The sequence below is a fragment of the Pseudosulfitobacter pseudonitzschiae genome, from assembly GCF_900129395.1.
Lineage (GTDB): Bacteria > Pseudomonadota > Alphaproteobacteria > Rhodobacterales > Rhodobacteraceae > Pseudosulfitobacter > Pseudosulfitobacter pseudonitzschiae.
Genome location: NZ_FQVP01000003.1, coordinates 695,923 through 711,822, shown reverse-complemented (window position 1 = coordinate 711,822; position 15,900 = coordinate 695,923). Strand labels below are relative to the sequence as shown.

20 protein-coding genes and 1 other RNA gene are annotated in these 15,900 nt (G+C 62.5%); 9 read left to right on the top strand and 12 right to left on the bottom strand.

The window, feature by feature from the left end:
* The first annotated feature begins 68 nt into the window (after positions 1-68).
* Positions 69-2,024 carry a DNA topoisomerase IV subunit B gene (locus BUC08_RS11700; RefSeq protein WP_037923602.1) on the top strand — a complete coding sequence of 652 codons (1,956 nt, stop codon included), beginning with the start codon at positions 69-71 and terminating at the stop codon, positions 2,022-2,024.
* On the opposite strand, the gene BUC08_RS24330 is transcribed toward BUC08_RS11700, so the two are convergent.
* A complete protein-coding gene (locus BUC08_RS24330) occupies positions 2,021-2,662 on the bottom strand; it encodes a hypothetical protein (protein ID WP_073194211.1) in 642 nt (213 codons plus the stop codon). The genes BUC08_RS11700 and BUC08_RS24330 overlap by 4 nt on opposite strands.
* 2 nt (positions 2,663-2,664) lie before the next feature.
* Complete coding sequence (locus tag BUC08_RS11690) at positions 2,665-2,889, bottom strand: DUF2188 domain-containing protein (protein ID WP_073194230.1); 225 nt, start codon at positions 2,887-2,889, stop codon at positions 2,665-2,667.
* Positions 2,890-3,111: 222 nt separating this feature from the next.
* Here BUC08_RS11690 and BUC08_RS11685 point away from each other — a divergent pair, with 222 nt between their 5' ends.
* The 4 genes from BUC08_RS11685 to BUC08_RS11670 all read left to right on the top strand — a co-directional run bounded on the left by BUC08_RS11685 (position 3,112) and on the right by BUC08_RS11670 (position 5,535).
* Positions 3,112-3,522: a PaaI family thioesterase gene (locus BUC08_RS11685; protein ID WP_037923604.1), complete on the top strand. Its 411-nt coding sequence runs from the start codon at positions 3,112-3,114 to the stop codon at positions 3,520-3,522.
* Positions 3,523-3,629: 107 nt separating this feature from the next.
* The gene (locus BUC08_RS11680; protein WP_037923606.1) at positions 3,630-4,130 is read left to right on the top strand and encodes an alkylphosphonate utilization protein; all 501 of its coding nucleotides are present in this window, start codon (positions 3,630-3,632) and stop codon (positions 4,128-4,130) included.
* A 56-nt stretch (positions 4,131-4,186) separates the two neighbouring features.
* Positions 4,187-4,870: a hypothetical protein gene (locus tag BUC08_RS11675; RefSeq protein ID WP_037923608.1), complete on the top strand. Its 684-nt coding sequence runs from the start codon at positions 4,187-4,189 to the stop codon at positions 4,868-4,870.
* A complete protein-coding gene (locus BUC08_RS11670) occupies positions 4,870-5,535 on the top strand; it encodes a DNA-3-methyladenine glycosylase I (RefSeq protein ID WP_037923610.1) in 666 nt (221 codons plus the stop codon). The genes BUC08_RS11675 and BUC08_RS11670 overlap by 1 nt, the downstream gene beginning before the upstream one ends.
* A gap of 38 nt (positions 5,536-5,573) precedes the next feature.
* Here BUC08_RS11670 and BUC08_RS11665 read toward each other — a convergent pair whose 3' ends face one another.
* The 4 genes from BUC08_RS11665 to BUC08_RS11650 all read right to left on the bottom strand — a co-directional run bounded on the left by BUC08_RS11665 (position 5,574) and on the right by BUC08_RS11650 (position 9,426).
* A complete protein-coding gene (locus BUC08_RS11665; RefSeq protein WP_037923613.1) occupies positions 5,574-6,914 on the bottom strand; it encodes an 8-oxoguanine deaminase in 1,341 nt (446 codons plus the stop codon).
* Entirely contained in the window at positions 6,911-7,705 is a 795-nt protein-coding gene (gene hisN / locus BUC08_RS11660; protein WP_073194209.1) for a histidinol-phosphatase, read from the bottom strand. The genes BUC08_RS11665 and hisN overlap by 4 nt, the downstream gene beginning before the upstream one ends.
* 62 nt (positions 7,706-7,767) lie before the next feature.
* A complete protein-coding gene (locus tag BUC08_RS11655; RefSeq protein ID WP_037923615.1) occupies positions 7,768-8,139 on the bottom strand; it encodes a helix-turn-helix domain-containing protein in 372 nt (123 codons plus the stop codon).
* Between the two features lie 411 nt (positions 8,140-8,550).
* Complete coding sequence (locus BUC08_RS11650) at positions 8,551-9,426, bottom strand: LysR family transcriptional regulator (RefSeq protein ID WP_037923617.1); 876 nt, start codon at positions 9,424-9,426, stop codon at positions 8,551-8,553.
* A gap of 127 nt (positions 9,427-9,553) precedes the next feature.
* Here BUC08_RS11650 and BUC08_RS11645 point away from each other — a divergent pair, with 127 nt between their 5' ends.
* From BUC08_RS11645 to BUC08_RS11630, 4 genes are all read left to right on the top strand, one after another.
* On the top strand, positions 9,554-9,769 hold the full coding sequence (locus tag BUC08_RS11645; protein ID WP_037923620.1) for a YjiS-like domain-containing protein: 216 nt from the start codon (positions 9,554-9,556) through the stop codon (positions 9,767-9,769).
* 159 nt (positions 9,770-9,928) lie between these two features.
* Entirely contained in the window at positions 9,929-10,669 is a 741-nt protein-coding gene (locus BUC08_RS11640; protein ID WP_037923623.1) for a Bax inhibitor-1/YccA family protein, read from the top strand.
* Between the two features lie 85 nt (positions 10,670-10,754).
* On the top strand, positions 10,755-11,222 hold the full coding sequence (locus BUC08_RS11635; RefSeq protein WP_037923626.1) for a GNAT family N-acetyltransferase: 468 nt from the start codon (positions 10,755-10,757) through the stop codon (positions 11,220-11,222).
* A gap of 14 nt (positions 11,223-11,236) precedes the next feature.
* Positions 11,237-11,545, top strand: a complete 309-nt coding sequence (locus BUC08_RS11630) for a DUF1272 domain-containing protein (protein WP_037923627.1) — start codon at positions 11,237-11,239, stop codon at positions 11,543-11,545.
* Here the strand turns inward: BUC08_RS11630 and BUC08_RS11625 are convergent.
* The 6 genes from BUC08_RS11625 to BUC08_RS11600 all read right to left on the bottom strand — a co-directional run bounded on the left by BUC08_RS11625 (position 11,542) and on the right by BUC08_RS11600 (position 15,861).
* Positions 11,542-12,024: a GNAT family N-acetyltransferase gene (locus BUC08_RS11625; RefSeq protein ID WP_037923629.1), complete on the bottom strand. Its 483-nt coding sequence runs from the start codon at positions 12,022-12,024 to the stop codon at positions 11,542-11,544. The genes BUC08_RS11630 and BUC08_RS11625 overlap by 4 nt on opposite strands.
* 135 nt (positions 12,025-12,159) lie before the next feature.
* Positions 12,160-12,327 carry a 50S ribosomal protein L33 gene (gene rpmG / locus BUC08_RS11620; RefSeq protein ID WP_028958297.1) on the bottom strand — a complete coding sequence of 56 codons (168 nt, stop codon included), beginning with the start codon at positions 12,325-12,327 and terminating at the stop codon, positions 12,160-12,162.
* Positions 12,328-12,565: 238 nt separating this feature from the next.
* On the bottom strand, positions 12,566-13,828 hold the full coding sequence (locus BUC08_RS11615) for a D-amino acid dehydrogenase (protein ID WP_037923631.1): 1,263 nt from the start codon (positions 13,826-13,828) through the stop codon (positions 12,566-12,568).
* Positions 13,829-13,995: 167 nt separating this feature from the next.
* Positions 13,996-14,403: RNase P RNA component class A (rnpB, locus tag BUC08_RS11610), an RNA gene on the bottom strand.
* Positions 14,404-14,485: 82 nt separating this feature from the next.
* Positions 14,486-15,142 carry an N-acetylmuramoyl-L-alanine amidase gene (locus BUC08_RS11605; protein WP_037923632.1) on the bottom strand — a complete coding sequence of 219 codons (657 nt, stop codon included), beginning with the start codon at positions 15,140-15,142 and terminating at the stop codon, positions 14,486-14,488.
* Positions 15,142-15,861, bottom strand: coding sequence for a hypothetical protein (locus tag BUC08_RS11600; RefSeq protein WP_037923633.1), 720 nt, complete (start codon positions 15,859-15,861; stop codon positions 15,142-15,144). Before BUC08_RS11600 ends, BUC08_RS11605 begins: the two co-directional genes overlap by 1 nt.
* Between the last annotated feature and the right edge of the window lie 39 nt (positions 15,862-15,900).

Genomic DNA, 15,900 nt, shown 5'->3' with positions numbered 1-15,900 from the left:
TTCCCTCTTTCGTCATCCGCCCTGCTCTGCCATTATACCCGCCAAGTATAAAAAAGTGAGCAGCCCCTATGAGCGACCTTCTGTCCGGGTCCGAACCCGCTTCGGATTATGATGCCTCCTCGATCCAGGTGCTGGAGGACATGGAACACGTCCGCCTGCGCCCCGGCATGTATATCGGCGGCAAGGACGACCGTGCGCTGCATCATATGGTGGCCGAGATCATCGACAACTCGATGGACGAGGCGGTGGCGGGACATGCCACGTGGATCGAGGTGGAGCTGCACGAGAACGGCCATGTGTCGGTGCGCGACAACGGGCGGGGGATTCCCACCGGGCCGCACCCCAAGGACCCGACGAAATCGGCGCTTGAGATCATCTTTTGCACGCTGAACGCGGGCGGCAAGTTTTCCGGCGACAGCTATGAGACCTCGGGCGGTCTGCACGGGGTTGGCTCGTCGGTGGTGAACGCGCTGTCGGATCATCTGCGGGTCGAGGTGGCGCGCAACAAGGAACTTTACGCGATGGAGTTCTCGCGCGGAATCCCGCAGGGCAAGCTGGAGCGGATCGGCGCCGCCCCCAACCGGCGCGGCACGGCGGTCACGTTCCACCCGGATGCGGAAATTTTCGGCTCGCTGAAGCTGAAACCCGCGCGGCTGTTCAAGATGGCGCGGTCCAAGGCCTATTTGTTCTCGGGTGTCGAGATTCGCTGGAAAACCGCGATCAACGACGGCGAGACCCCGCAAGAGGCCAAGTTCCACTTTCCCGGCGGTCTGGCGGATTACCTGAAAGAAGCGATGGGCGGGGCCAGCACATATTCCGAGGCGCCGTTCGCCGGATCGGTGTCGTTTGAAAAGTTCAAGGTGCCGGGCAAGGTCGAATGGGCGATCAACTGGACGCCCGCGCGCGACGGCTTCATCCAGTCCTATTGCAACACCGTGCCCACGCCCGAGGGCGGCACCCACGAGGCCGGGTTCTGGGCGGCGATCCTGAAAGGGATCAAGGCTTACGGCGAGCTGGTGAACAACCGCAAGGCCGCGACCATCACCCGCGAGGATCTGGTGGCCGGTGCCGGTGCGCTGGTGTCCTGTTTCATCCGCGAGCCGGAATTCGTGGGCCAGACCAAGGACCGCCTGGCCACGGTCGAGGCGCAGCGGATGGTGGAAAACGCGGTCCGGGACCACTTCGACAACTGGCTGGCGGCGGATACGAAATCGGCGGGCGCGATCCTGGATTTCCTGGTGCTGCGCGCCGAGGAACGGCTGCGGCGGCGGCAGGAGAAGGAAACCTCGCGCAAGACGGCGACGCAAAAGCTGCGCCTGCCCGGCAAGCTGACGGATTGTTCGTCGAAATCGCGCGAGGGCACAGAGCTGTTCATCGTCGAGGGCGACAGCGCGGGCGGGTCGGCCAAGATGGCGCGCGACCGCAAGACGCAGGCGCTGCTGCCGCTGCGGGGCAAGATCCTGAACGTGTTGGGCGCGGCGTCGTCAAAGCTGGGGTCGAACGCGGAGATTTCCGATCTGTCTCAGGCGTTGGGCGTGTCGCTGGGGGCGAAGTTCAACGTCGATGACCTGCGCTATGACAAGGTCATCATCATGACCGATGCGGACGTGGACGGGGCGCATATTGCGGCGCTGCTGATGACGTTCTTTTTCACCCAGATGCGCCCGATGATTGATGCGGGGCATCTGTATCTGGCCTGCCCGCCCTTGTACCGGCTGACGCAGGGGTCGCGGCGGGTGTATTGTCTGGACGAGGCCGAGCGCGATGTCTGGCTGGAGAAGGGTCTGGGCGGGTCCGGCAAGATCGACGTGTCGCGGTTCAAGGGTCTGGGCGAGATGGACGCGAAGGATCTGAAGGACACCACGATGAACCCCGCCACGCGCAAGCTGATCCGGGTGACCATCGACGAGGACGAGCCGGGGCAGACCGGCGATCTGGTCGAGCGGTTGATGGGCAAGAAGCCGGAGCTGCGATTCGAGTATATCCAGGACAATGCGCGGTTTGTTGAGGAGCTGGATGTTTAAACGGGTTGGCCACTCTCCATCCAAATGAACATTTCTGATAACAGTTCACTTGTTGGATACTCTGTTATCTCATCTTCACTAGCACCTTGTTCCCGCTTCTTTTCCCAATACCACTCTTGGAAATCAGCGTATTTCCCAAGAACCCTCTTTGCACCGACTGGCTCCACGCTCGCCTCTGAAACCAGCCAATTTCTAACATGTTTGACCGCTTTCTGCGGTGCAAGTTGTATGTCGTCTCCGTATGCGTTGATATCGCAACCTGAAATGTCGGAAAGAGCGGCTTGAAATCGATATTGTTTTTCTTCGAGGATGAGAAATCTCTTAGTTTGACGACCGCTGCCATAATATTGGCGACAGCCAAAATCTATGCCCAATTCGAAAGGCATATTAAGACGAAAATGTTCTCCAACATGCTTGGCTTGGCATCTGCTCAGATCATGAATTGAATACTTGGAGCTTTCGATAAGTCCACGAATTTTTTCGAGCCTATTTTCGCCACTATCATTGCGTTCAGAAGCTAATCGAGGCGTCAAGCCAAAATAAACCACGCAAAACATCATTGCTTGAAGAATTGGAGCGAAGTCTTCATCAAATGGGCAGTTAATAAAAACGCAATTTTCAAAATCGTAACTAGGCAATGTTATCCTTTAGAACGTTTTGGGTCATTACCATAAGAATCCCGTTCGCGGATTCGACCATCCCTTCCGTGGATGTAGAGTTCAGATCCTTGATTCTTTGCTATTTTGCGTGCCTCTTGGATTGCCTCGCCTTGAGTCGAGTACGTCCCTGTCGCACGCGAAGCACCCGCTTTACGAACGCTCCACTTTCCGCCATTCGGGACAACGTGCTGACCCTTGCTGCTCATCATAGCCCTCTAAGAAAATAATTTGGATGCCGTGGTTGCTAAGATAATCATACGCTACAAAGATAAAAGATGAAAGCAAGCGACACTTCAAATAAAAAATCTTTGCACAAGCAAGTTTAATGAAATTTACTATTTTTTACATACACTTAAATGAAATTTCACCCAATGTTGCACAGTCGATCGAAAAATTCAACTAAGGAACCCCACCACAGGACACCCCCGATGACCCCCACCGCTGCCCAAGACATCCTTGATACCATGTTCGCCCCCTGGGTGCTGGCCTTGCAGCCGCGCGTTGCCTCGATTGACGCGGAGCATTGCACGCTGACCATCCCGATCACCGCTGATATTGCGCGGGCGAGCGGGATTGTGTCGGGGCAGGTCATGGCGACGCTGGCCGATACCGCGATGGTGCTGGCGTGCATGGGGCACGCGGGCGCGATGATCCCGGTGTCGACCGTCACGCTGGACACGCAGTTCCTGCGCCCCGGCAGCGGCGACAGCATCACCGCGCGGGCCGAGGTCACGCGGGCTGGCAAGGGCACGATATTCACGCGCTGCACGCTGACGGCACACCCGTCTGGCAAGGATATCGCGCTGGCGACGGCCACTTTCGCGAAGCGTGCGGGCTGAAACGACACATTAGATAATTGATGGGTCATCTTTTTACGGCGCGGGCGGGCATTCCCCTGTCCCTGCCCTGCGATCCGTGGCAGAGCGAGGGAAAAGAGGAGACCGCCATGCCCTGCCCCCTGTGTGACACCGACGCGCCGCTGAATGACACCACCGTGACCGGTGGCCCCACGGGCCGCGTGGCGATCTGTGCGACCTGCGCCGAACAGCTGGACGCGCCGCAGGCCGACCATTTCCGCGCGCTGTCGTCGACCATGTGGTCCGAGGACCCCGCCGTGCAGGTGCTGGCGTACCGCATTCTGAAAAAGCTGGACACCGACTGGGCGCGCGATGCGCTGGACATGCTGTATCTGGACGAGGACACGCTGGCCTGGGCGCAGGATGTGCCTGCCGACACCGGCCACCGCGATGCCAACGGGGTGCCGCTGGCCGTGGGCGACAACGTGGTGCTGATCAAGGACCTGCCGGTGAAGGGCGCGAATTTCACCGCCAAACGCGGCACGCCCGTGCGGGGGATTTCGCTGGTCATGGACAACCCCGAACACATCGAGGGCCGCGTCGAGGGCCAGCGCATCGTGATCCTGACCCAGTTCGTCAAGAAAAAGTAAGGCGGCGGGCGGTTTACCCCCTTGCCCGCGGTCACGAATGCCGCCTTAGTTGGGGCATGAGAACACGCATTGTAATCGCCTTTTTGCTGCTGCTGACCGCTTGTGGTCGGCCGATGACGCCGACGGAAGTGGCGTTCTCGAACACCATTCTGGGGACCGGGCTGGACACGTCCAAGGTGCGGCTGGTGAACGGTGCGCCGACGCGCTCGGTCACCTTTCAGCGCAAGGCGCGGCCGCGCACGACCTGTCGCGAGCTGATCCTGCCGCCGCCGACCACGGCGATGGTCACGGCCAAGCCTGCGGCGGTCACCCTGTTCAACCATGTGCTGTTCGACGAGGATTGGTATCTGGACGATTACCTGCCGGACTACCCCGACAAGATCGGCCTGATCGCGGCGATGCTGCTGAGCCACGAGCTGACGCATGTGTGGCAATGGCAGAACCGCAAGACCACGGGGTATTCCCCGCTGAAGGCCGCGTCGGAGCATGAACGCGGGGCCGATCCCTATCTGTTCGATCTGGAGCGCAATCCGAAGTTTGGCGATTACGGATATGAACAACAAGGCTCGATCGTCGAGGAATTCGTCTGTTGTCGCGCGCTGGCCCCCACCGCGCCGCGCACGAAACGGCTGCACGCGCTGATCGCGCAGGTGATGCCGGTGGCCCCCCTGCCCGACCGCCGCCAAAGCGATGTGCGGATGCCGTGGGACGGAGTCGAGCTGAAAGGCATTTGCGACTGATGCGGGATTTTCACCAGATTTTCGACATTGCCGCCGAGCGCAAGGGCGGCGCTGGGGCGCTGGAGGAAATGTTGGGCGATGGTCCGCTGTCTGCGCAGGCACTGGCTGCGATCCCCGAGGACCGCTGGCTGTCCCAGATGACGCGCTGTGTGTTTCAGGCCGGGTTCAACTGGAAGGTGATCGAGGCCAAATGGGAGGGCTTTGAGGCGGCCTTCAAGGGCTTTGACGTGGGCGCCTGTGCGATGATGGACGACGACTGGTTCGACCGGCTGATGGCGGACAAGGGCGTGGTGCGCAACGCACCGAAGCTGGCCACGGTGCGCGAGAATGCGGCGTTTCTGCTGGAGTTGCGGGCCGAGGGCGGCGCGGGTGCGGTGCTGGGCGGTTGGCCGTCGGGGGATTACATCGGGTTGCTGGAGATGCTCAAGACGCGCGGGGCGCGGTTGGGGGGCATGACGGGGCAATATGCCATGCGGTTCATGGGGCGGGACAGTTTCATCCTGTCGCGCGACGTGGTGGCGCGGCTGGTGGCCGAGGGGGTGGTGGACAAGGCCCCGACCTCGAAAGGGGCGATGCGGGCGGTTCAGGGTGCGTTCGATACGTGGATGGACCAATCGGGGCGCGGGTTGACCCAGATCAGCCGCGTTCTGGCGATGAGCGTCTGATCGGCGCGGGGCGACCGTGCCTTTGGCTTTTCGCCGCGTTACAACGCGTCCCGCAGCCGACGGGCGAGCATGGTCTGCCGCGCGATCACCGCGCCCATGTCCAGAGTGGTGACCTGTCCGTCACGCACGATCTGGCGGCCTTCGACAAACAGGTCGCGCACGGCTGTCGGTCCCGCCAGCAAGAGCGCCGCCGGGTCCCAGCTGCCTGCGCTTTCGATACCGCTGACGTCCCAGATTGCGAGGTCGGCGCGTTTGCCCACCGCGATGCGGCCACAGTCGGGACGGCCCAGCACATCGGCCCCGCCACGGGTGGCAATTTCGAGCGCTTCGCGCGCGCTCATGGCGTCGGCCCCGTTCGCAACCCGTTGCAACAGCATGGCCTGACGCGCCTCGGCCACCAGATTGCCGGCGTCGTTGCTGGCCGAACCGTCGACGCCAAGGCCCACGGGCACGCCTGTATCGCGCATTGCACGGACCGGTGCGATGCCGCTGCCCAGACGGCAGTTCGAGCACGGGCAATGCGCCACGCCGGTGCGGGTGCGGGCGAAGAGGTCAAGCTCGGACGCGTCCAGTTTGACGCAATGGGCGTGCCAGACATCCGGCCCGACCCAGCCCAGGTCCTGCGCATATGCGCCGGGGCGCTTGCCATAGGCTGCGAGGCTATAGGCGATGTCCTCTTCGTTTTCGGCCAGATGGGTGTGCATCATCACGCCCTTGTCCCGCGCCAGCAGCGCCGCATCGCGCATCAGCTCGGTGCTGACCGAAAAGGGTGAACAGGGGGCGACGCCGACGCGGCACATGGACCCTTCGGCGGCATCGTGAAAGGCGTCGATCACGCGGATGCAATCGTTCAGGATCGCGGCCTCGTCCTCGACCAAGGTGTCGGGGGGCAGGCCGCCCTTGCTTTCGCCGATGCTCATCGCGCCGCGCGTGGGGTGAAAGCGCAGGCCCAGTTCGGCGGCGGCGCGGATCGTATCCTCGAGCCGTGATCCGTTGGGGTAGAGGTAGAGGTGATCCGACGACAGCGTGCAGCCCGAGAGCGCCAGTTCGGCCAGCCCGACCTGCGCCGAGGTGAACATATGGTCGGGGGTGAAGCGTGCCCAGATCGGATAGAGCGTTTTCAGCCAGCCAAACAACAGCGCGTCCTGCCCGCCGGGCACGGCGCGGGTCAGCGTCTGGTAGAGGTGGTGGTGCGTGTTCACGAGGCCGGGGGTGACGACACAGCCCTGTGCCTGCACCGTCTCGCCGGTGGTGGTCAGCCCCTGCCCCACGGCGGCAATCTGTCCGTCGCGCAGCAGGATGTCGGCACCGGAAAGCTCGCGGCGGTCATCATCCATTGTCAGGATGTGGTCGGCCCCCTGTATCAGCACCTCGGTCATGCGTGTTTCGCCAGGATGGCCAGCGCCTCGGCGTGGATATCGGCGTTGGCGGCGGCCAGCACCCGCCCGCCGTTGTGGGCCGGGCCACCCTGCCAGTCGGTGACGATGCCGCCCGCCGCCTGAATCAGCGCGATGGGTGCCTGGATGTCATAGGCGTTCAAACCCGCCTCGATCACCAGATCGACCTGCCCCGCCGCGACCAGCGCATAGGCGTAGCAGTCCATGCCATAGCGCGTCAGCCGCGCGCGGCTTGCCACGTCCGCAAAGGCGGCGGCGTCGGCGGGGGTGCCGACCTCGGGGAAGGTGGTGAAGACCGTGGCCTGCGCCAGCGGACGGGCGGCACGGGTCTGCAGGGGTGCCTGCCCCTGGGGGCCGTGGAGCCATGCGGCCTGGGGTGTGCCGATGAACCGTTCGCCGATATAGGGCTGGTCGATGATGCCGATCTCGGGGCCGTCTGGCCCGCCCACGGCAATCAGGACGCCCCAGGTGGGCGTGCCCGATACGAAACCGCGCGTGCCGTCGATGGGGTCCAGCACCCATGTCAGGCCGCTGGTGCCATCTACCGTGCCGAACTCTTCGCCCAGAATGGAGTCGTCGGGGCGCAGGTCGGCCAGCACCGCGCGCATCGCCTCTTCGGCGGCGCGGTCGGCTATGGTCACGGGATCATAGCCGCCGTCCAGCTTGTTCTCGGCTGTCAGCGCGGAGTTGCGGAAATGGGGAAGGATCGCCGCGCGGGCCGCATCGGCCATCTGTTGCGCCACGTCCAGCAGGGCATCATGTATCTGTGTCATTATGCCGAGGTGCCAGTTTGCCCGACGCAAAGCAAGTGCATCCGTCCGGCTGCCCCAGAGGTTTATGCAACGTCGCTGAGAACGCGGGCCAATTCAAACAGGCGGCGGCGCTGGTTCTGGGGAATGGCGTAGTAGCACCGCACCAGGTCCATCGCGTCCTTGTCCTCGAGCAGGTCGCCCGAGATGAAACGGCTGGCGGCCGATCCGCTTTGTGCGCCATCAAGACCCTCGAAGAAGAAACCGACGTTGACGCCCATCGCCTCGCCGATATCCCAAAGGCGGGATGCGCTCACACGGTTTGCACCGGTTTCGTACTTCTGGATTTGCTGGAATTTGATCCCAACCATCTCTGCCAGTTTTTGCTGGGTCATGCCAATCAGCCAGCGACGCTGGCGAATACGTTTCCCGACATGCTCGTCAACTTTGTGAGCCACTTGATACCTCCTAAAACACGCCGCACTGAAAACGAAGCACTCAAATTCAGGACCGCACACATACAGTTTTGTAGCCAAGAAAATACGTGATTGACGGTTAAAAGCAACTGTCCCGGCATACAACTTAAGGTGTTTTTGACCAATTGGACACAATAAATGGTCATTTCCGGGGGTGACCTTCTTCCAGCGGTTGAGGTGACCTTAGGTAAAGAAAGCCTGTCACTGCCTGCCCTTTTGCTGCCATGATTCGCACATGACAGACAGTGACTTACACTGCGCTACGGTGTTAAATCTGACTTTTTGATGGCACATACCGGAACGGAAGGCCGGACTTTTCACCTGGCAGACAGGGCGCCGGCGCGCTCAACCTGAGGTATATTTCTGCCCCGCCACCTCACCTTTCAAGAGGCATCAGACAGCCCGCAGCCTGGCCTGCTCCTCGACCCCGAAAGACCGCCGCAACAGGTCCGCCAACGCATCGTGCACCACGTTTTTTGATGTAGTCGCCCCATAGAGGTTGATCATCTGTGCGGGCAGTTCGGGCAGATGGCCGCCGTGGTCGATCCGCTCGAGATGCGGCGGTTCGGTGCCTTCGAGCATGGTGTTGATGGCCAGGTCGGCGCTGACCGTGGCCTCGATGGTGCGGTCGCTGTCGGTTTCCACGATCACGTCCCAGTCGATGCCTGCCTTGTCCAGCCGTTCGATGACACGGGGGCGGAATGTGCAATGGCGGCCAAAGGCCAGTTTCAGCGGGCGTTGCCGCCATGCCGACCCGTTGGGTGCCCCCAACCAGCACAAGGGTTTGACGCAGAGGGTTTCGCCGCCCGCATCCACATAGGTTTCGGTGGTCAGGATCAGGTCGCATTCGCCTTTGCCAAAATCCTCTTTCAACGCCTTGGTGTAGCAGGAGATCAGATGCACCTGCACCCGCGGGAAAGCGGCGTTGAACTGTTTCAGCACACGCGGGATCGCCGGGTAGACGATATCGTGGGGCACGCCCAGCCGGATCTGGCCGACAAAGGCCTGATCGGTCAGGCGCACGATCACCTCGTCGTTCAGCGCGACCATACGTTTGGCGTAGACCAGCAACTGTTCGCCCGCCGAGGTCAGCGCGATGGTGCGCCCCGAGCGGTCCAGCAGTTCCAGCCCCAGCGTTTCCTCAAGCCGCTTGAGCTGCATCGACACCGCCGATTGGGTCAGATGCAGGAATCCGGCCGCACGGGTCACGCCCCCGGTTTCGGCGACAGCGGCGAAAGACCGCAGCGTGGTAATGTCCAGATTTCTCATACATCAAGCTCCTTGATATGTCGCAGCACAAACATTCGTTTTAAAAATGTTACATGAATTGGCATATACATCAACAGAATTGATGGAAACCCGATGTTTCATGACTCGATATGAAGGAAAGACTCTCATGACAATGTTAGATGCAATTGCCCGTTCGACCTTGTTTACAGCCACCAAACAGACCGGCCCGACCCGTGCCAGCCTGCTGGGCCTGTGGCGGTCGCGCCGCGCGCTGGCGCAACTGGATGCCGCCGCGCTGGACGATATCGGCGTGACCGCGCAAGAAGCGCACGCAGAGGCCACACGCCCGGTTTGGGACGTGCCGGCCAACTGGAAAAAATAATCCCTGCGTCGGGAAAAAACATTCGGTGATCGCCTGCAAAAAGCAGGCGATAACGCACCGAAAACACTTGAAACCTTGGCCATGCATCCCGATATTTAAACCACCTAACGCCGCAGGCTGAAATCTGCGGATCATCAGTGTTTTAAACGGAGGCTTTCAATGGCTGACATCAACACGATCCGGACAGCAGCAGCTGGCACACGCTCTGCCGAGATCGACGCCGGGCTTCGCGCCCACATGAACAAAGTCTACGGCACCATGTCCGTGGGCATGTTGCTGACATTCCTCGTGGCATGGGCTGTGGGGTCGAACCCCGACCTGTTGGGGATTTTCCGTGATCCCGCGACGCTGCAACCCAACATTCTGGGCTGGATCGTGATGTTCGCGCCGCTGGGCATGGTTTTTGCCTTTGGTGCCGCGATCAACCGTCTGTCTGCGGCGGGCGCACAACTGTTCTTCTACGCCTTCGCGGCCGTCATGGGCCTGTCGCTGAGCTGGATCTTTGTCGCCTTTACCGGCATGTCCATCGCGCAGGTGTTCCTGATCACCTCGATCGCCTTCGCGGGTCTGTCGCTGTGGGGCTACACCACCAAGAAAGACATCTCGGGTTGGGGTTCGTTCCTGATCATGGGTGTGATCGGTATCCTGGTGGCCTCGATCGTCAACATCTTCCTGCAATCGCCGGCGATCATGTTCGCCGTGTCGATCCTGGGCGTGCTGATCTTTGCCGGTCTGACCGCTTATGACACGCAGAAGATCAAGAACGACTACATCCAGCACGCGGCGCAAATGGACAGCGAATGGCTGGGCAAAGCGGCGATCATGGGTGCGTTGAACCTGTATCTGGACTTTATCAACATGTTCATGTTCCTGCTGCAGCTGTTCGGCAACCGCGAATAACGCGCTTTCCAACAGAACCTCTTTTGAAAGGGCTGGTCGCAGGACTGGCCCTTTTTCTTTGTCCATATCCCAAGAGGATCACGCCATGATCACCACCCTGCCCCCCGACCGCGCCGCCGTGCTGGAGCCACTGTCGCGGCAGGTGCATGACCTGCATGTCGCGCACCAGCCACAAAACTATCTGCCCACGCCTGCGCCCTCGGTGCTGCGCGGGTTCCTGAGCGACTGGCTGGCGCAACCGCAGGTGACGGCGCTGGTGGCTGGGGATATCGCCGCGCCAACCGGCTATCTGATCTATGAGGAGGAGCGGCGCGCGGCCTCGGTTCTGAAACCTGCCATGCACCACGCGGTGCTGCACCACATTTGCGTGGACGCGGCGCACCGCCGTCAGGGGATCGCGGCGGCGTTGATCGCGCAGATGCGGGTGCAGTGCCGTGACGCGGGCATAGAACGCATCCGGGTGACCTATGCCGCGTTCAACACCGCCTCGGCGCGGACGATGGCGCAGGCGGGGCTTGACCCGGTTACGATCATTGCCGACGGTGCGGTATAGACAGGAGGACGACGATGCTGGAACTGCGCCCCAATTGCGAGATGTGCGATGTGGACCTGCCGCCAGAGGCGGAAAACGCGCGCATCTGCTCTTACGAGTGTACCTTTTGCGCCGATTGCGTTGACCAGCATCTGCACAACGTCTGTCCGAACTGTGGCGGTGGCTTTGTCCCGCGCCCGATCCGGCCCAAGGGCGCGCATCGTACGGGCACGGGGCTGGGCCACCATCCGGCAGGCACCAAGCGTCGGACGATGAAGCAACCGCCCGACGCAGTGGCGGCCCTGTCGGCGCGCTTGCGCGACCTGCCGCCCGCCGAACGCTAGGCTTCCAGCGCCCGCTCCATCCGGATCGCGGGAAAGCGGACCTGCGCGCCCATGTCCACGTCCAGCGGCCCCAGCGTGCGAAAGCCCACCGCGTGATAGAACCGCTCGGCTGTGCGGGTGGCGCGGCATTCAATGCGCTGCACGCCCGCTGCGCGGGCCGCATCAAAGCTGTGGTGCATCAGCCAGGTGGCCACGCCTGCGCGCAATTCGCGCGGGTCGGTCGCCAGATGGCGGATGTGGCCCAGCGTCGGGTCGTCGGCATCGGGGGTCCAGCCCCCTGCCCCGATCACCACATCGCAATCCTCGACGACATAGTAGGTGCCACAGGCCAGCAATTCGGGACGTGCACGGGTCATCATCGGCAAGGCCGGGGCAAGCTCGTCAGGCGCGTAGTCGCGGGCCAGCAGAAGCGGGTAGCTGCGCGCCAGAAGCGCAGTTACAGCGTCGCTGTCTGCGGCTGTGGCGGGACGAATGAACATGGTCGGTCTCCTGTCGGGCGGCCAGAGCGCGCCGTGCGGGGGGATGGGGACCGTGCCTGTGGTGCAAGGGGGGCAGATACGCAAAAGGCCGCGTCCTTGCGGCGCGGCCCAGCGTATTGAAATCTGAAAGCGATCTTACTTGATCTTGCCTTCTTTGTATTCAACGTGCTTGCGCGCAACGGGGTCGTATTTACGGACCGACATTTTCTCGGTCATCGTGCGTGCGTTTTTCTTTGTCACGTAGAAGTGGCCTGTGCCCGCGGACGAGTTCAGACGGATCTTGATCGTGGTTGGCTTCGCCATGTCTCTTCTCCTGCTGCGCCGGTGACCTCGGTAGGCGGGCGCGTAAATCCTGAACCCCGCCTTCTAAGCAGATCGCGGGGTGAGTCAACCGCAAAAGAGGCACGCAGGCCGGAATTGCAGCAAGTTCTGCGCGCGGGGCCGGTGCCGTGGTTTTGCAGGCCGCGTGCGCTCGCGTCATCTATCCTGTCACATCGGGCGACACAACGGGAATACGGCGCGTGGCCCTCAAGATTGCGAACTAGTTTCCGGCAAATCTGGCGGCTGTCAGACCGTCAAAGGAAATCTCGGGCGTCTTGCCCATGACCACGTCCGCCACCGCCCGGCCCGACCCGCAGGCCATGGTCCAGCCCAGCGTGCCGTGGCCGGTGTTCACGAAGAGGTTTTCGTATTTGGTCGGCCCCAGCACGGGCGTGCCGTCCGGCGTCATCGGGCGCAGGCCGGTCCAGCCCTCGGCGCGGGAAATATCGCCGCCCTTGGGAAACAGATCGCTGATGACGTGTTTCACCGTGTCCGTGGCATGTGGCCCCAAACGGTTGGAATAGCCTGCAATTTCGGCAGTCCCTGCCACGCGGATGCGGTCGCCCAGACGGGTGATGGCAACCTTGTGCGTCTCATCCATGATCGTCGACTGCGGCGCGAATGCGTCGTCGGTGACGGGCACGGTGACCGAATACCCCTTGACCGGATAGACCGGCAGGCGCACCCCGATGGGGTTCAGCACGTTCACCGCATAGCTGCCCATGGCGCAGACGTAAGCGTCGGCGGTGATGCGGCCCGCAATCTCGGTGTCGACGCCTGCAATCTTGCCATCCTCGACCGCGATGGATTTGATCGCCTGGCCGTATTGGAATTCAACACCCATTTCCGCGCATTTTTCCGCCAGGGCGATGGTGAACATGCGGCAATCGCCTGTGCGGTCCGCGGTCAGGCGCAGCCCGCCCACGAATTTATTGCGCACCTCGGCCAGTGCGGGTTCGACGGCGATACAGGCGTCGCGGCCCAGAACCTCGTAGGGGGAATCATATTCGGCCAGAATCTCCTGATCGGCCTTCGACGCCTTCATCTGCTTGGCGGTGCGGAACAGCTGCAAGGTGCCCTGTTCGCGGCCATCATAAGCGATACCCGTCTCGGCGATCAGCTCGGGCATCACGTCGCGCGAATAGTTCGACACCCGCACCATGCGTCCCTTGTTGATACGATAGCTGTCTTCGTTGCAGTTGCGCACCATGTCGATGCACCATTTCCACATGGTCGGGCTGATCAGCGGCCAGATGAACAGCGGGCGGCGTTTCATGAACAGCCATTTGACCGCCTTCATCGGGATGCCCGGTGCGGCCCAGGGCGAGGTCATGCCATAGCTCAGCTCGCCCGCGTTGGCATAGCTGGTTTCCAGCCCCGGCCCGATCTGGCGGTCGATGACCACGACCTCGGCCCCTTGCCGGGCCAGATAATACGCGGTGGTGACGCCAATGACGCCCGCGCCCATTACGACAACCTTCATCTGGTCAGCCTTTCGATTCCACCAAGAAAACAACAGGATTCGGCGCGATGTTAACACGGCTTTCGGCGCGTGGGCGTTTATTTGCCCTGCGGCGACGCTCATCGGATTGGTCCGTGGTCGGTGGCCGTGGCGCTGCTGGAAAAAGATGCAGATGTAAAAAAGGCCAATTGCGCGGAAGGCCTGTAAGCCGGATTTTGTCCAGGGGGTTGCCCCCCGTGGATGGCCATTCATCTTGGCACAGAGTTACCCCTGCGCCTCTAGCTGCCAACCCGGACCTGCTCGGGCCAAAGCAGCCCTGCGGCTTGCGCCGCACGCGGTCCCTATTTGGCATTGCTCCCGGTGGGGCTTGCCGTGCCGGTCCGGTTGCCCGTCCCGCGGTGGTCTCTTACTCCACCGTTTCACCCTTACCCCTATGTGATGTCGGTTGCCCGATCCGCATAAAGGCGGTCTGTTCTCTGTGGCGCTTTCCCTGGGGTTGCCCCCGCCGGGCGTTACCCGGCACCGTGTCTTTGTGGAGTCCGGACTTTCCTCGGACGCGAAGTTGCCCCCGCCCCCGCGGCCATCCAGCCTTCCGCGCAGGGGCGGCTTAGACGCTTGCAGGTGCGCGCGTCAATGGGGCGTCGGGCGTTTGTTGCGAAACGGCCCTCCGGGGGGAGTTTATCTGGCAAGATGAAGGGGGATGTAGTCGTCTGGCGTCAGCGGTCCCGTGGCGTTGGGACGATAGCGCAGGCGCACCGCGTTCAGCAGCGCGTCGTCGGTGACATCGGCGGTGTAGCCTGCGGCGCGGGCGGCGGCGCGGAAGGTTTCGGGGGTTGGATCGTCCGGGCCGGACCCGGTGCCGCGCGGGGCGGCAAGGCCTGCGGCCTCGAGCCGGGGCCAGTCGAAATGCGGGCCGGGGTCGAATTTGCGATCGGGTGCCATGTCCGAATGGCCGATGACACCCTGCGCAGGGATCGACCAGCGGTCGAGGATGTCGCGCAGCAGGATCATAAGGTTTTGCATCTGCGCCTCGGCAAAGGGACGCTGGCCGTCGTTGTCCAGTTCGATCCCGATCGAGCGCGAGTTGACGTCGTCACGCCCCGCCCAATGGCCCGCGCCCGCGTGCCAGGCGCGCAGGTGTTCGGGTACCAGTTGCGTCACGGTGCCATCTTCGGCGATCAGGTAATGGGCAGAGACTTCGAATTGCGGATCACACAGGCGTTCCAGCGCGGCATCCGCGCTGTGCATCGCGGTAAAGTGGATCACCACCAGCTCGGGCACCAGCCCGTCCCTGCGGGGGCCGCAGTTGGGGGACGGGTGGCTGTGGATCTGCATCAGTTCTGGGCGGCGCGCCGGAACGGGCTGGGGTCCCAGTTGCAGGCAAAGCCGTCGCCATCGGGGTCAAGTCCCATACGGTCGCGGGACGGTCCGCCGCTGGCCAGGAAATCAATCTGCGCGTCGTCGTCATTGGGGTATTTCGCACAGTTGCGCGCCATCTTCGACTGACCGCCAAAGCCAAGGCGCGTGTACACTTTCGTGCCGCGCGCATGTTTGGTCTGCAAGGCGTATTCGACGACATTCGGGCCACCCGACCCGTCGCGTGCGGGCAGTGCCGTGGGTTGCACGACCTCGTATTGCGCGGCGTTCTGGGCGATCCGGGCCTTGTCGCTGGCGATGGTCTGGCGCGAGGCCACGGCGTCAAAGTCGTTTTCGTCCGAGATGCCGGGATTGCTGACCGGCGCGGGCGCGGGGTTCGAGGGGCTGGCATTCACCACCTCACGGCCCGAGTTTGCAGCGGCCGCGCGTTCGTCCTCGGCCAGCGAGGCGGCGACCAGATCGGGGTCAAAGCCACCGGTTGCGGCGGGCGCGGGCGCAGGTGCCGCGGCGCCGTCCAGCGTCTGGCTGGAGACGGAAGGCGCGGCAGGCACGGATTGCGCGTAGCTGTCAAATCCAACACCGCGTCCGGGGTCGCCGACACCGGCGGCACTGTCAGGAACGGCCGGCTGGCACGCTGCCAGGGCACCCATTGCCGCAGCCATCAAGTAAAATCTCATGCGTTTCTCTGCCCGATTGCGTGGGTCTGCGCCCACTGA

Excerpts from the sequence above, each read along its gene's own strand:
- BUC08_RS11605 (WP_037923632.1), bottom strand. The coding sequence starts at position 15,142 with ATGCAGATCCACAGCCACCCGTCCCCCAACTGCGGCCCCCGCAGGGAC.
- BUC08_RS11700 (WP_037923602.1), top strand. The coding sequence starts at position 69 with ATGAGCGACCTTCTGTCCGGGTCCGAACCCGCTTCGGATTATGATGCC.
- BUC08_RS11685 (WP_037923604.1), top strand. The coding sequence starts at position 3,112 with ATGACCCCCACCGCTGCCCAAGACATCCTTGATACCATGTTCGCCCCC.
- BUC08_RS11630 (WP_037923627.1), top strand. The coding sequence starts at position 11,237 with ATGCTGGAACTGCGCCCCAATTGCGAGATGTGCGATGTGGACCTGCCG.
- hisN (WP_073194209.1), bottom strand. The coding sequence starts at position 7,705 with ATGACACAGATACATGATGCCCTGCTGGACGTGGCGCAACAGATGGCC.
- BUC08_RS11665 (WP_037923613.1), bottom strand. The coding sequence starts at position 6,914 with ATGACCGAGGTGCTGATACAGGGGGCCGACCACATCCTGACAATGGAT.
- BUC08_RS11645 (WP_037923620.1), top strand. The coding sequence starts at position 9,554 with ATGACAATGTTAGATGCAATTGCCCGTTCGACCTTGTTTACAGCCACC.
- BUC08_RS11600 (WP_037923633.1), bottom strand. The coding sequence starts at position 15,861 with ATGAGATTTTACTTGATGGCTGCGGCAATGGGTGCCCTGGCAGCGTGC.
- BUC08_RS11675 (WP_037923608.1), top strand. The coding sequence starts at position 4,187 with ATGAGAACACGCATTGTAATCGCCTTTTTGCTGCTGCTGACCGCTTGT.
- BUC08_RS11625 (WP_037923629.1), bottom strand. The coding sequence starts at position 12,024 with ATGTTCATTCGTCCCGCCACAGCCGCAGACAGCGACGCTGTAACTGCG.
- BUC08_RS11640 (WP_037923623.1), top strand. The coding sequence starts at position 9,929 with ATGGCTGACATCAACACGATCCGGACAGCAGCAGCTGGCACACGCTCT.
- BUC08_RS11615 (WP_037923631.1), bottom strand. The coding sequence starts at position 13,828 with ATGAAGGTTGTCGTAATGGGCGCGGGCGTCATTGGCGTCACCACCGCG.
- BUC08_RS11680 (WP_037923606.1), top strand. The coding sequence starts at position 3,630 with ATGCCCTGCCCCCTGTGTGACACCGACGCGCCGCTGAATGACACCACC.
- BUC08_RS11690 (WP_073194230.1), bottom strand. The coding sequence starts at position 2,889 with ATGAGCAGCAAGGGTCAGCACGTTGTCCCGAATGGCGGAAAGTGGAGC.
- BUC08_RS11635 (WP_037923626.1), top strand. The coding sequence starts at position 10,755 with ATGATCACCACCCTGCCCCCCGACCGCGCCGCCGTGCTGGAGCCACTG.
- BUC08_RS11670 (WP_037923610.1), top strand. The coding sequence starts at position 4,870 with ATGCGGGATTTTCACCAGATTTTCGACATTGCCGCCGAGCGCAAGGGC.
- rpmG (WP_028958297.1), bottom strand. The coding sequence starts at position 12,327 with ATGGCGAAGCCAACCACGATCAAGATCCGTCTGAACTCGTCCGCGGGC.
- BUC08_RS11650 (WP_037923617.1), bottom strand. The coding sequence starts at position 9,426 with ATGAGAAATCTGGACATTACCACGCTGCGGTCTTTCGCCGCTGTCGCC.